The sequence below is a fragment of the Streptomyces sp. Y309 genome, assembly GCF_056712025.1.
In genome coordinates this window covers 1,582,934-1,595,993 of sequence record NZ_CM160048.1, presented here as the reverse complement: position 1 = coordinate 1,595,993, position 13,060 = coordinate 1,582,934, and the positions used below count along the sequence as shown (strand labels likewise).

The following is a 13,060-nucleotide window of genomic DNA, read 5'->3' as shown; positions in this document are numbered from 1 at the left end:
ACCGCGCCGGCCCCGGGCCGACCCCGGTGATCGGCCCGACCGCCGACCTTACCCGCAGGGCCTGCCGGCGGGTCCTCACGGAGCGGCGAGCTCCCGCAGCCACGCGGGTCGCACCACCTCCATGCCGAGCCCGGCGGGCACGGGCAGCGGGCCGTGGGACAGGTCCTCCTGGCGGTAGCGGCGGCAGTCGCGGTGCCAGATGTAGATGCCGGCCATCCAGTGCTTCAGCTCCTCCACATAGCCGTCGAGGACGTCACGCGCCTCCTGCCCGAGGCCGAACTCGTCGTACAGGACGGGCAGTTCGTGCGCGACGACGTGCTGGAACTGGCTCATGCGGGACCGCATCAGGTCGTCGACGATGCCGAGCGCCGTCGGATAGTCGCAGTCGAAGAAGTTCTGCACGACGAGGATCGCGTTGTGCACCTCGCCCTCGTACTCGATCTCCTTCTGGTACGAGAAGACGTCGTTCATGAGCATCGAGTAGTCGGCGGCGGAGTTCTCCAGGTTCTGCATCGGGCCGCTGTCGTAGATCTCCTGCGGCACCCGCTTGCCATGCGCGAACCGGCTGAGGCTCATCGTGAAGTGCGCGCCGAAGGTGTGGCGGCGCATCTCGATGTAGTCGACGGGCTCCGGGATGCGGTTCTGCGCCTGGTTGGCGAGCTCCCACAGCCAGCTGTCCGTCATGTCCACCAGCGCCCGGCGCAGCGAGGCGCGCCCCTCGTCGTCCATCGGGCCCGCCGTGCGCGCCCACAGGTCGGCGAGGCCGCGCTCCATGGCGTTGGCGGGCGGGGGAGTGGGGGAGCAGTCCAGCGGCATGAAGAGCTTCAGCCGGTCGGTGCACACCTTCGCGCCGAGCAGGTCGCGGGGCCTGCCGAACACCACCGGGTAGTAGTCGTCCCCGTACGTCCCCCAGGTCAGCCAGCACGAGCCGATGTCCAGTTGTTCCGGCGTCGCGTCCGGGTGCAGGCCCGCGGCGCACAGCGGGAAGTCGTACCCGGCGAGCTTGCGGGCGTCCCAGATGTGCGAGGCCGGCACGCCCGGCTGGGGCTCCAGCATGCCCATGCGGGTGGCCCAGTCGATGACCTCGCGCCGCGAGTGGTCGACGTGCGGGGAGATCGTCGTGGTGAACGGCAGGTGGAAGTCCGGGAGTCGGGAAGGGCCGACGCGCTGGTGGGGCACGTGCGTGAAGCGGCGCACGCGCCGGGCACCGGTCGCGGCGATCAGTTCCTTGACGCCCGCGGCCGAGGTGCCGATGCCGGTGGGGCCCGCGAGCGGCGAGACGCGGTCGGTGGCGCCCTCGTTCATGTACCGGCTGGACCGCATGTGCCACTCGTGGCCGCCGGACTGCCAGTCCTGAAGGCCCTTGGCGTAGGCGAGGACGTCGGCGCACTGAGCGGGCGGCAGCGCCTTCTCGGCGAACAGCGGCGCGAGTTCGCCGAAGAACGTGTCCTCGAACTGCTGCATCCGCGACGTCAGCAGGTCGTTCACGGAGTCGGCCGCCTCCTGGGTGGTGCAGCCGAGGAAGGTCTCGAGGACCAGGACGCCGTTGCTCAGCTCACCCTCGTCCTCGACCTCCCGCTGGTAGGAGAACAGGTCGTTGCGCAGGTGCACGGCGTCGGCGAAGGTGTCGCGCAGCACGCACAGCGGCCGGGACGCGGCCACCTCGGCCGGGACCTCCGCGCCCGTCGCGTACTCGACGAGCCCCGCCGACCAGGGGGCGCCGCCCACCTTGCGGCGCATCTCGATGTACTCGACGGGGTTCGCGACGCGGTGCGCGTTGATGTTGGACAGCTCCCACAGCGACTCGTTGAGGAGGTTGCGGGTGTTCTCCGCGAAGCGGGCGCGCCACTCCAGGGACATGCTCGGCACCGTGCGCGTCCACAGGTCGGCGAGGCCCGCCTCCACCGGGTTGGTGGCCTCCGGCATCGGCGTCGCCAGGTCCATCGGCATGAACGCGGGCAGCCGGTCGAGATAGGCCTTGCCGCCCTCCCGGTCCTGGCTGCGCTTGAACAGCTCCAGGAAGTGGTCGTCGAAGAAGAACACCCACACGTACCAGTCGGTGACCAGGGACAGCGCCGGGCCGTCGCAGTCCGGGTGGGTGTACGCGCACAGCAGCGCGTAGTCGTGCGCGTCCAGGTCGGCCGTGTCCCAGACCCCGGAGCCCTCCAGCATGCCCATGTCCCGCGCCCACCGCCGGGAGTGCGAACGCGCCCCTTCCACATGGGGGTTGAGGCGCGCCGGATGCACCATGTAGAAGCTCGGCAGTTCGAAGGGACGTGACGACTGCGGCATACGGGGCTCTCTCCTCGGGCGGACCGGCGTACGGCGGACGGCGTACGAGCAGCCGAGCACTACCCGTGGTGCGGCGCCCGATGCGGGGCGGCGCCTCCGGTCACACCTTCGCGTGACAGGGCGGGTCGAAATCGGGCTGCGAGTCAAACGCCTGTGCGGGGGCGGGAGTTGAGGGTGCGGCGTCGTGAGGGTGCCGGGTGCGGTGCGGCGGACGGGGCGTCGGCCGATGTGTCCCGCGGCGACGCCATGTCGGTCGGCGCCTCGGGCGTCCCTTCCGGTCGTGCGCCTCGCGTGTCCTCGGGCCCGGCCGCCGCCGCGCGGATCGCCGCCACCCGGCGCGCGAGCCGCTGCCGCAGCCCGGTCAGCCGGGCGATCTCCGCGTCGAGCTGGTCGATGCGCTGCTCGGCGATCCCGGGATCGAGCCCGCACCTCCTGCGGATGGCGTCGCCGGGCCGCGGAAGGCCGTCGTCGTCCAGGAGGTCGAGGCCCGCCGCGCAGGAGCGGATGTCCTCGACCGTCAGGCCGAGCGCGAGCAGTTGCCGGATGACGCGGACGCGCGACACGTCACCCTGCTCGTACTCGCGCTGCCCGGTCGGGCTGCGTCGCGGCGGTGGCAGCAGCCCGCGCTCTTCGTAGAAACGCAGCGCGCGGGGTGTCGTCCCCGCGGCGGCGGCCGCGTCACCGATGCGCATGCCTGATCCCTCCAGGTTCTCCGGGCGGCCGTGCCCGCGCCGCCGCCGTCCGTGCCGTGCGGCGCCACGCCCGGGCGCGGCCGCACCGCTGTCGCCCGCGGGGCCGGTCCGCGCCGGGCGCCGGTGGCGCCTAGAGCTCTACGACCACCGTCCCCAAGTGCCGCCCCCGCATGACTTCCTCCAACGCGCGCGGGGCCGCGTCCATGCCCGCCACGCGCTCGTGCGGGAAGACGACCTTCCCGGAGCGCAGCCAGTCCCCGAGCCGTTCCTCCCACTCGGCCTGCGCGCGTGGGTCGTCGGGCGTGCTGGTGCCGCGCAGCGTGATCCTCTTGAGGATCAGGGCGAACGAGTCGATCTCCACCGGCGCCGTGGTGCCGCCGACTTCCGGGTCGAGCTGGCCCGACAGCGCGCCCACCAGGGCGAACCGCGCACCGCTGCGAGCCGCGTCGAGGGCCGCGCGCAACTGGTCGCCGCCGACGGTGTCGAAGACCACGTCGAGGCCGTCGGGCGCGGCCGCCGCGAGCTGTTCGGCCAGCGGCCCCGCTCCTCGTACGACCACCGCGTCGTACCCGAGCTCGGCCGTCATCCGCTCGGCCTTCCAGGCGGAGCCGGTGCTGCCGACGACGCGCCCCGCGCCCAGCCGCCGCGCGATCTGCCCGGCCAGGGAGCCGAGGGAGCCCGCGCCGCCCGACACGAACACCGTGTCGCCGGTGCGCACTTCGACGGTCCGGGTCAGCGCGTGGTACGCCGTCCAACTGGGCGCGAGGTGGGCCACGGGGTCGGGCAGCGCGTCGCCGAGCGGCCGGCAGGCGGCGGCGGGAACGGCCGCGTACTCGCGCCAGCCGAGCCAGTGGGACACCGTTTCGCCGACGCGCGGGCCGTCGTCACCGGCCGCGGCGACCACCTCGCCGATCGCCGCGCCGAACAGCGGGTCGCCGACGCCGAGCGGCGGGAACGGGGCGCCCTCGACGCCGCCGCCCATCAGCGTCCGCAAGGCCGCGAAGACATGGAAGAACCGGTTGCGTACGAGGACTTCGCCCGGCCCGGGGACGGGTACGGGCGTCTCGACGACCGCGAAGTCGGCGGCCGTCGGCAGCCCTTGGGGGACGGCGGCGAGGCGGACCTCACGGGAGTCGCGGGGGAGTTCGGGGGGCGTGGTCGTGGCGGACTTTCCCTGCCCGGAAGAGGACATCTCGGCTCCTTGGTGTGTGCGGGGCGGTGTGCGCTGCTCGGTGTGCGCTGCGCTGCGAACGCGCCGTGAAGCTAACTCTTGACGTGCGCGTCAAGGGCAAGCGCGGCAGGCGGCCAAGCCGCGTACGCATACACGCCATCGGCGGGCGTCCCGCACCGAGTCGGCGGGCGTCCCGCACCGAGTCGGCGGGCGTCCCGCACCGAGTCGGCGGGCGTCCCGCACCGCATTGACGGGCGTCCTGCACGCATCGGCGGGCGTCCCGCACCGCAGCAGGGCTCCTGACCGGGCGCCCCCTGCGCCGTAGGCGGACCTCTGCACGCAGGGGGCCCCGCGCCGTAGGCGGACCTCTGCACGCAGGGGGCCCCGCGCCGTAGGCGGACCTCTGCACCGCACGCAGCCCCGCCCCGCAGCCAGACCCCCTCACCCCTTGCCCCCTCACCCCCCGCGACCTAGCCTGCACGCGCCCCGCCCGCCTCCCGGCTCACGGTGAGGCAACGTCGTCAGGCTCGTTCACCCTCTCGTTCCCGGAGGCCGAATGTCCCGCCCGACCCGTGCAGCCCTCCTCGCCCTGACAGCCCTGGCCCTCCCGCTCGCCCCCGCGCCCTCCGCGGCCGCACAGAGCGCTGCCGCCGCCGAGCGCCCCGCCGCGGCATCCCGGCCCCTCCCCACCGTCTCGCCCACTCCCCAGCACATCGCCCGCGTGGGCGCCGACCTGCCGCTTACCCCGCGCGTGGAACTCGTCGTCGGCGCGGACACCGACGCGGCCGCCCGGCGCGAGGCAGTCGACGCGCTGCGCGCCCACGGGGTGCGGCAGATCGACGCCCGCGCCCGGGCATCCGGCGACGCCCGCCTCAGCGTGCTCCTCGGCCCGGCCGCCCGGCCCGACATCGCCCGGGCGCTGCGCGGCACGGACGTACCGGCACGGGCCGAGGGGTACGCGCTGCGGGCCGCCCACCGGACCGTCGCGCTCGGCGGCACCGACGCGGCCGGGCAGTTCTACGCCGCGCAGACGCTCCGCCAACTTCTCACCCGGGGCGCGGTCGCGGGCGCCGAGGTCTCCGACCACCCGTCGATGCCGCTGCGGGGCAGCATCGAGGGCTTCTACGGCCCGCCGTGGACGGAGGCCGAACGCCTCGACCAGATGGACTTCCTGGGCGACACCAAGGCCAACACCTACGTGTACGCGCCGAAGGACGATCCGTACCACCGCGAGAAGTGGCGCGACCCCTACCCGGCCGCGAAGCTCGCCGAACTGCGCACCCTGGTGGACCGCGCCCGCGCCAACCACGTCCGCTTCACCTTCGCCGTGTCGCCGGGCGGCTCCATCTGCTACTCCGACGCGGGCGACGTCAAGGCGCTCACGGCGAAGCTGCGGTCCCTGTACGACCTGGGCGTACGGTCCTTCTCCCTGCCGCTGGACGACATCAGCTACACCAAATGGAACTGCGCGGCCGACCAGGCGGAGTTCGGCGCCCCCGGGCAGCGGGCCGCCGCGAAGGCGCAGGTCGGGCTCCTCAACGGCGTCCAGAAGGACTTCATCGGCACCCACGACGGCGCCCGCCCCCTCCAGACGGTGCCCACCGAGTACGGAGACCTCAGGGACACCCCGTACAAGAAGGTCCTGCGCGAAGAGCTGGACCGGCACGTCGAGGTGATGTGGACCGGCACCGACGTCGTCCCCGTCGAGATCACCAACTCCCAGGCGGAGCAGGCGGGGAAGCTCTTCGGGCGCAAGGTCTTCGTGTGGGACAACTACCCGTGCAACGACTTCGGCCGCAGCGCGGGGCGGCTGCTGCTCGCTCCGTACGACAAGCGCGAGCCGGGCCTCTCGGACCACTTGAGCGGCATCGTGTCCAACCCGATGAACCAGGAGGGCGCGAGCAAGCCCGCCCAGTTCACCATGAACGACTTCTCCTGGAACGACCGCGGCTACGATCGCGCCCGGTCCGGACGGCAGGCCGCCGCCCACCTCGCGGGTGGCGACCCGCGCGTGGCCCGGGCCATGGAGACGTTCGTCGACCTCAACCACCTGGCGCCGACGTTCCACGAGGCGAACTGGCAGCCGCAGTCGCCGGTCCTGAGCGCCCGCCTCGACGCGTTCTGGAAGACGTACGCCACCGACCCCGAGGCCGCGCTGCGCGCCCTGCGGCCGGTCGTCCGCGACCTCGAGGCGGTCGCCGGCACCCTGCGGAAGGGCGTACCCGACCGGCAGTTCCTGCACGACGCGGACCGCTGGCTGGAGGCGACCGGGCTGTGGGGCGGCGCGCTGCGGCACGGCGCGGCGGCGCTGACGGCCCTGCGGGAGGGCGACGAGGCCGGTGCCGTACGGGAGCGTGCGCGGATGAACGAGCTGGCGCGTCGGGCCGGTGAGCTGACCGTGGATCCGGCCGAGCACCACCAGCGCGGCACGATCAAGCTCGCGGATCCGTTCCTGGGGGACTTCGTGGCGGGCGTGAACGGGCGGGTGCCGGAAGGCAGTTGACGCCGAGCGGTTCGCTGCGGGAGGTGGGGGCGCAGGTCGTCGCGGGTGCGGGCGCCGCGCAATGGTGTTGTGCCTGGCGCCCGCACGGGCGAAGGTGATCCCTCGTGACCGAACACACGACCGACACCGAGCGCGACAGCGAAGGCGCGGAGCGCGGCGCCGAACGCACGCCACACGGCACCGAGGGCCGACCCGTCCCCGCCGCACCGCCGCCCGGCCCCGGCCCCGCCGCCCCGAAGGCCGGCCTCAGCCGCGGCATGGTGCTGCTCCTCGCCGTCGCCTGCGGGGTCGCCGTGGGCAACATCTACTTCCCGCAGGCGGTCAGCCCGCTCGTCGCCTCCGGCCTCGACGTGTCCGGCGACACGGCGGCCCTCGTGGTGACCGCGGCCCAGTTCGGCTACGCGGTCGGCATCTTCTTCCTGGTGCCGCTCGGCGACCGCGTCCCGCACCGGACGCTCATCGCCGTCCTGTTCGCCGTCACCGGCGCCGGGCTGCTGGCCGCGAGCGCCGCGCCCGCGCTGCCGCCGCTGCTCGGCGCGAGCGCGCTGGTGGGCGTCACCACGGTCGTCGCCCCGATCGTCGCGCCCATGGCCGCGGGACTCGTCCCCGCGGAACGGCGCGGCGCCGTCACCGGCACGCTCCTGAGCGGATCCATCGGCGGCATGCTGCTGTCGCGCGCGTTCGGCGGGGCGCTCGGCGAATGGCTCGGCTGGCGGGCCCCGTACGTGGTGACGGCGGTCGTGGCGCTCGTGATCGCGGCGGTCCTCGCGCGCACGCTGCCCCTGACCGTCCCCACGTCGCGCCAGCGCTACCCCGCGCTCCTCGGCGAGTCGCTGCGCCTGCTCCGTACGGAGCCGCTCCTTCGCCTGTCGTGCTGCTACCAGGCGGCGGTCTTCGCCGGGTTCCAGGCCGTGTGGACCGGGGTCGCCCTGTTCCTGACCGACGACACCTACGACCTGGGCGCGTCGGCCGTCGGCGCCCTCGCCCTGGTGAACGCGGGCACCATGCTGGCGACGCCGTTCGCGGGCCGCCAGATCGACCGGCGCGGCCCGGACGTGGTGAACGCCGTCTGCATGGGCGCGGTCGTCGCCTCCGCGGGCGTCCTCGCCCTCGGCGGGGTCGGCGGCGCGATCGGGCTCACGGCCCTGGCCCTCGGGACACTGCTCCTGGACGTGGCCATGCAGTCCGGGATGATCGCCAACCAGGTGCGGATCTTCGCCCTCAGCGGCGAGGCCCGCAGCCGCCTCAACACGGCCTACATGACGTGCGCCTTCATCGGCGGCGCGACGGGCTCGTCGCTCGGCGCGCTGGCGTACGCGACGGTGGGCTGGGCGGGGGTCTGCGCCCTGGTGGCGGCGCTGGGGGCGGTGACGGCGCCGGTGGCGGTGCGGCGGGTTCGGGTCTGAGGCCGGGGTCGGGGCCGGGATTGTGGTTCTGACTGATGTGCCAGTCAGGAGCACAACGTGCATGGTTTAGCTGGTTTCGGAAGAGACATTCGGCTGTCACGTTGTGCTGATCTCAACGCGCGGGTACGGTGTCGGGCATGGAGCAAGACCCTGAGGTCCCCGCCCGAGTCCGGGAGGTCATCGCCGCCGCGGGCGTGACTCAGCGCGAGTTCGCCCGGCGGATCGTCATGGACCCGTCGAAGCTCTCCCGTTCCCTCGGCGGCACCCGGCGCTTCACCGCGGCGGAGCTGGCCCGCATCGCGGACACCGCGGACGTCGACGCCGCCTGGCTGCTCGGCACCCGCGGCGGCGCGGACCCGGCGGCGCCGCGGCCCGCCGCCCGGCGCGGGCTCCGCACCGTCGCCCCGCCCGAGGGGCGGCCGTTGCAGATCATCCGTGAGACCGTCCGCCTCATCGCCGACCACGGCTTCCACGCCGTCCGCGTCCAGGACATCGCCAAGGCCTGCGAGACGAGCACGGCCGCCATCCACTACCACTTCCCGGGCCGCGACGACCTCCTGGAGGCCGCCGTGCGCTGGTGCATGGACGAGGACACCGCCCGCAGGGCCGCCCGCATCGCCGAAGCGGCCGACGCGGCCGACGAACTGCGCCAGCTCATCGAGCTCCAGACCCCGCGCACCGCACGCCAGCGCGAGCAGTGGAGCGTCTGGCTCGACCTGTGGGCCGAGGCGGCCCGCTCCACCGCCGTCGGCAGGCTGCACACCGAGTACTACCGGCAGTGGCGCGCCACCGTCGCCGACGTCGTCCGGCGCGGCGTCACACAGGGTGTGTTCCGGCCCATCGACCCCGACGCCGCCGCCCTGCACCTGACCGCCCTGATCGACGGCCTCGCCACCCAGGTCCTCGCCGCCGCCCCGGACGGCCCGGGCACCCGGCCCGACGACATGCACGCCGCCCTGCTCGCCCACGTGGACGCCGCGCTCACCGCGCACTGAACCCGTACGTACCCCGGCGCACCCCAATCCTCAACCCCCAAACCCCGAAAGGGAGTCCGGCATGCCCGTGAACGACAACGTCATCATCACCTGCGCCCTCACCGGCGCCGGCGACACCGTCCGCAAGAGCCCGCACGTCCCCGTCACGCCCGAGCAGATAGCCAGGAACGCCGTGGAGGCCGCCGAGGCCGGGGCCGCCGTCGTACACATCCACGTCCGCGACCCCGAGACCGGCGACCCGTCCCGCGACCCCCGCCTCTACCGCGAGGTCGTCGAGCGCATCAAGGAGACCGGCACCGACGTCGTCATCAACCTGACGGCGGGCATGGGCGGCGACCTCGTCATCGACCCGGACGAGCCGCTCACCCACCTGCCCGGCACCGACCTCGTCAGCGGACTCGACCGGCTCCCGCACGTCGAGGACCTGCTGCCCGACATCTGCACCCTCGACTGCGGCTCCCTCAACTTCGGCGACGGTTCCAACCTCTACGTCTCCACCCCCGACATGCTCCGCCAGGGTGCCAGGCGCATCCAGGAGCTGGGCGTGCGGCCCGAGTTGGAGATCTTCGACACCGGGCAGCTGTGGTTCGCCAAGCAGCTCCTCGCCGAGGGCCTGCTCGACGAACCGACCGTCTTCCAGCTCTGCATGGGCGTTCCGTGGGGTGCTCCTGCCGACCCGGGCGTGCTCCAGTCGATGGTCAACATGCTGCCGCCCGGCGCGCAGTGGGCCAGCTTTGCGCTCGGCCGGATGCAGATGCCGTGGGTCGCCCAGTCCATCCTGCTCGGCGGGCAGGTCCGCGTTGGTCTTGAGGACAATTTGTACCTCGGTAAGGGGAACAAGGTCACCAACGCCCAACTTGTCGAGCGGGCCGTGCAGATCACCGAGAACCTCGGCTCTCGCGTTGCCACGCCGGACGAGGCTCGCCAGAAGCTGGGCCTCAGGCCCCGTTCGTAGGTCTTGGTGTCGTGATCCATCTGCGGGCCGGTTGTGGCTGGTCGCGCAGTTCCCCGCGCCCCTGAAGGGGCGCCAACCCCCGCAGCATGTGAGGAACCCCCATCATGACCACGACCAACCCCGAACAAGTACGCCGTGTCGCCTGTGTCGGTGCCGGTGTTATCGGTGGCGGCTGGGTCGCGCACTTTCTGGCGCGTGGCTATGACGTCACCGCCTGGGACCCGGCCCCGGACGCCGAGCTGAAGCTGCGTCGCCTCGTCGAGGCCGCCTGGCCCGCGCTCACCAAGCTCGGGCTTGCCGAAGGTGCCTCGCAGGACCGGCTCACCGTCGCCGCCACCCTCGAAGAAGCCGTCGCCGACGCCCAGTTCGTGCAGGAGAGCGCGCCCGAGAAGCTGGAGCTCAAGCGTGAGCTGCTCGCGGAGCTGGACGCCGCCGCGCCCGCCGGGGTCGTCATCGCCTCCTCGACCTCCGGGTATCCGATGACCGACATGCAGACCGAGGCGGCGACCCCCGGACGCCTGGTCGTCGGGCACCCCTTCAACCCGCCGTACCTGATCCCGCTCGTCGAGGTCGTCGGCGGTGAGCGGACCGACGCCGACGCCGTCGCCTGGGCGTCCCGCTTCTATGAGGTCGCGGGCAAGTCGGTGATCACGATGAAGAGCGAGGTGCCCGGCTTCATCGCCAACCGCCTCCAGGAAGCCCTGTGGCGCGAGGCCCTGCACATGGTCGCCAACGGCGAGGCGACCGTGCAGGAGATCGATGACTCCATCACCGAGGGGCCGGGCCTGCGCTGGGCGTTCATGGGACCCATGCTCACCTTCGCGCTCGCGGGCGGCGAGGGCGGCATGGCCCATATGCTCGACCACTTCGGCCCGTCCCTGAAGTCGCCGTGGACGCGGCTCGAGGCACCCGAGCTGGACAAGAAGCTGTACGACGCCGTCGTCGCCGGTTGCGAGGAGGAGGCGGACGGCCGGACCGCCGCCGACCTCGTCGCCGAGCGCGACCAGGGCGTCATCGACGTACTGCGCGCGACGGGCAGGCTGCCGCGCCAGGCCGCCGCCGACGACAGGGGAACCGCGTGACCAGGGAGATCGCCCGGCGTCTGCCGCTGTACCGGCAGGTCGTCCCGCCCGAGTGGATCGACTACAACGGCCATATGAGCGAGGGCTACTACTCGCTGGCCTTCGGCTTCGCCACGGACGCCATGATGGACGCCATGGGCCTGCACGCCGCGTACCGCGAGGCCACCGGCTGCTCCCTCTACACCGTCGAGGCGCATCTGCGCTATCTGCGCGACGTCGCCGAGGGCGCGCACCTCGCCGTACGCACGCGGGTGCTCGGTGTGCACGGCAAGAAGGCGCACTTCACGCACGAGCTGTACGTCGTCGACGGCGCCGCGGCCGATCCGGCGCCGGACGCCGGGCCCGTGGCGACGACCGAGCTGCTCGCGCTGCACGTCGACCAGGAGCTGGGGCGCGCGGTCCCGTTCCCGGACGCGGTGCGCGAGCGCTTCGCCGAGTTCGTGGAACCGGCGCCGGAGTGGACGGGCCGGGCGATCGCGGCGGTGAGCGGGGCGGCGAACTAGTCTCCGTACCCGGGGCGCATCTCGGCGCACGTGACGGCGCCCGAGGTGGTAGGTGTTCCGGGCGATGTTCACTGCGAGTGCGGGCAAGGTGGTTCAGGCGTGAGGCTGGTCATTCTGGGCGGCGGCGGATTCCGCGTGCCGCTCGTGTACGGAGCGCTGCTCGGCGACCGGGAGGAGGGCCGCGTCACCGAGGTCGTCCTGCACGACCTGGACGGTGCCCGGCTCGGCGCGATCGCCCGGGTGCTCGCCGAGCTGGCCGCCGCGGTGCCCGCGGCACCCACGGTGCGGGTCACCACCGACCTCGACGAGGCGCTGCGCGGCGCCGACTTCGTGTTCTCCGCGATCCGCGTCGGCGGACAGGAGGGCCGCGCCGCCGACGAGCGGGTCGCCCTCGCCGAAGGGGTGCTCGGCCAGGAGACCGTCGGCGCGGGAGGCATCGCGTACGGACTGCGGACGGTGCCCGTCGCCGTCGACATCGCCCGCCGTGTCGCGCGGCTCGCGCCGGACGCCTGGGTCATCAACTTCACGAACCCGGCGGGACTGGTCACCGAGGCGATGTCCCGGCACCTCGGCGACCGCGTCATCGGCATCTGCGACTCGCCGGTGGGGCTCGGCCGCCGCATCGCGCGGCTGCTCGGCGCCGAACCCGACCGCGCGTGGATCGACTACGTCGGCCTGAACCACCTGGGCTGGCTGCGCGGGCTCCACGTCGACGGCCACGACCTGCTGCCGCGGCTGCTCGCGGACCGCGAACTCCTCGAGTCCTTCGAGCAGGGCAGGCTGTTCGGCGCCGACTGGATCCAGTCGCTCGGGGTGATCCCCAACGAGTACCTGCACTACTACTACTTCAACCGTGAGACGGTCTCCGCCTACCAGCGGGCCGAGCGGACGCGCGGTGCCTTCCTGCGTGACCAGCAGGCCCGTTTCTACGAGGAGATGGCCGACCCGCACGCCGGCGCGCTCAAGGCCTGGGAGGCCAGCCGCGCCGAGCGCGAGGCGACGTACATGGCGGAGAACCGGGAAGCGGCGGGAGCCGGGGAGCGCGCCGAGGAGGACCTGGAGTCCGGCGGCTACGAGAAGGTCGCGCTCGACCTGATGCGCGGCATCGCGCGCGACGAGCGCACGATGCTGATCCTCAACGTCCGCAACCGCACCACCCTCGCGGCGCTCGACGCGGACGCGGTGATCGAGGTGCCGTGCCTGGTGAACGCCTCCGGCGCGCACCCGGTGTCCGCGGAGCCGCTGCCCGGGCACGCCACGGGCCTGGTGTGCTCGGTCAAGGCGGTCGAGCGCGAGGTGCTCGCCGCGGCGGAGAGCGGCTCACGCGCCACGGCGGTCAAGGCGTTCGCGCTGCACCCGCTGGTCGACTCGGTGTCCGTGGCCCGCCGCCTGATGGACGGCTACGCACAGGCCCACCCGAGCCTGGCCTACCTGACCTGACCTGAGCACCGCCCGCCCGGC

The 13,060-nt window shown here is 73.3% G+C and carries 10 protein-coding genes; 7 read left to right on the top strand and 3 right to left on the bottom strand.

Features of this window, described 5'->3' with window-relative positions; genetic code table 11:
- Positions 1-75: 75 nt before the first annotated feature.
- The 3 genes from AC0KTA_RS05620 to AC0KTA_RS05610 form a co-directional block, all read right to left on the bottom strand.
- Entirely contained in the window at positions 76-2,292 is a 2,217-nt protein-coding gene (locus AC0KTA_RS05620; protein WP_481053987.1) for a terpene synthase family protein, read from the bottom strand.
- Between the two features lie 143 nt (positions 2,293-2,435).
- Positions 2,436-2,984 carry a MerR family transcriptional regulator gene (locus AC0KTA_RS05615; RefSeq protein WP_481053986.1) on the bottom strand — a complete coding sequence of 183 codons (549 nt, stop codon included), beginning with the start codon at positions 2,982-2,984 and terminating at the stop codon, positions 2,436-2,438.
- A 130-nt stretch (positions 2,985-3,114) separates the two neighbouring features.
- A complete protein-coding gene (locus AC0KTA_RS05610) occupies positions 3,115-4,176 on the bottom strand; it encodes an MDR family NADP-dependent oxidoreductase (RefSeq protein ID WP_481053985.1) in 1,062 nt (353 codons plus the stop codon).
- 535 nt (positions 4,177-4,711) lie between these two features.
- On the opposite strand from AC0KTA_RS05610, the gene AC0KTA_RS05605 reads away from it, so the two are divergent.
- The 7 genes from AC0KTA_RS05605 to AC0KTA_RS05575 all read left to right on the top strand — a co-directional run bounded on the left by AC0KTA_RS05605 (position 4,712) and on the right by AC0KTA_RS05575 (position 13,039).
- On the top strand, positions 4,712-6,658 hold the full coding sequence (locus AC0KTA_RS05605) for a glycoside hydrolase family 84 protein (protein ID WP_481053984.1): 1,947 nt from the start codon (positions 4,712-4,714) through the stop codon (positions 6,656-6,658).
- A gap of 104 nt (positions 6,659-6,762) precedes the next feature.
- A complete protein-coding gene (locus AC0KTA_RS05600; protein WP_481053983.1) occupies positions 6,763-8,064 on the top strand; it encodes an MFS transporter in 1,302 nt (433 codons plus the stop codon).
- Positions 8,065-8,201: 137 nt separating this feature from the next.
- Positions 8,202-9,059, top strand: a complete 858-nt coding sequence (locus tag AC0KTA_RS05595; RefSeq protein WP_481053982.1) for a TetR/AcrR family transcriptional regulator — start codon at positions 8,202-8,204, stop codon at positions 9,057-9,059.
- Between the two features lie 61 nt (positions 9,060-9,120).
- Positions 9,121-10,014, top strand: a complete 894-nt coding sequence (locus AC0KTA_RS05590) for a beta-keto acid cleavage family enzyme (protein WP_481053981.1) — start codon at positions 9,121-9,123, stop codon at positions 10,012-10,014.
- A gap of 104 nt (positions 10,015-10,118) precedes the next feature.
- Entirely contained in the window at positions 10,119-11,096 is a 978-nt protein-coding gene (locus AC0KTA_RS05585; protein WP_481053980.1) for a 3-hydroxyacyl-CoA dehydrogenase NAD-binding domain-containing protein, read from the top strand.
- Positions 11,093-11,599 carry a thioesterase family protein gene (locus tag AC0KTA_RS05580; protein WP_481053979.1) on the top strand — a complete coding sequence of 169 codons (507 nt, stop codon included), beginning with the start codon at positions 11,093-11,095 and terminating at the stop codon, positions 11,597-11,599. The genes AC0KTA_RS05585 and AC0KTA_RS05580 overlap by 4 nt, the downstream gene beginning before the upstream one ends.
- A gap of 99 nt (positions 11,600-11,698) precedes the next feature.
- A complete protein-coding gene (locus AC0KTA_RS05575; protein WP_481053978.1) occupies positions 11,699-13,039 on the top strand; it encodes a 6-phospho-beta-glucosidase in 1,341 nt (446 codons plus the stop codon).
- Positions 13,040-13,060 lie beyond the last annotated feature (21 nt).

Coding starts and splice junctions, on each gene's coding strand:
- AC0KTA_RS05595 (WP_481053982.1), top strand. CDS start 8,202: ATGGAGCAAGACCCTGAGGTCCCCGCCCGAGTCCGGGAGGTCATCGCC.
- AC0KTA_RS05585 (WP_481053980.1), top strand. CDS start 10,119: ATGACCACGACCAACCCCGAACAAGTACGCCGTGTCGCCTGTGTCGGT.
- AC0KTA_RS05610 (WP_481053985.1), bottom strand. CDS start 4,176: ATGTCCTCTTCCGGGCAGGGAAAGTCCGCCACGACCACGCCCCCCGAA.
- AC0KTA_RS05620 (WP_481053987.1), bottom strand. CDS start 2,292: ATGCCGCAGTCGTCACGTCCCTTCGAACTGCCGAGCTTCTACATGGTG.
- AC0KTA_RS05615 (WP_481053986.1), bottom strand. CDS start 2,984: ATGCGCATCGGTGACGCGGCCGCCGCCGCGGGGACGACACCCCGCGCG.
- AC0KTA_RS05605 (WP_481053984.1), top strand. CDS start 4,712: ATGTCCCGCCCGACCCGTGCAGCCCTCCTCGCCCTGACAGCCCTGGCC.
- AC0KTA_RS05590 (WP_481053981.1), top strand. CDS start 9,121: ATGCCCGTGAACGACAACGTCATCATCACCTGCGCCCTCACCGGCGCC.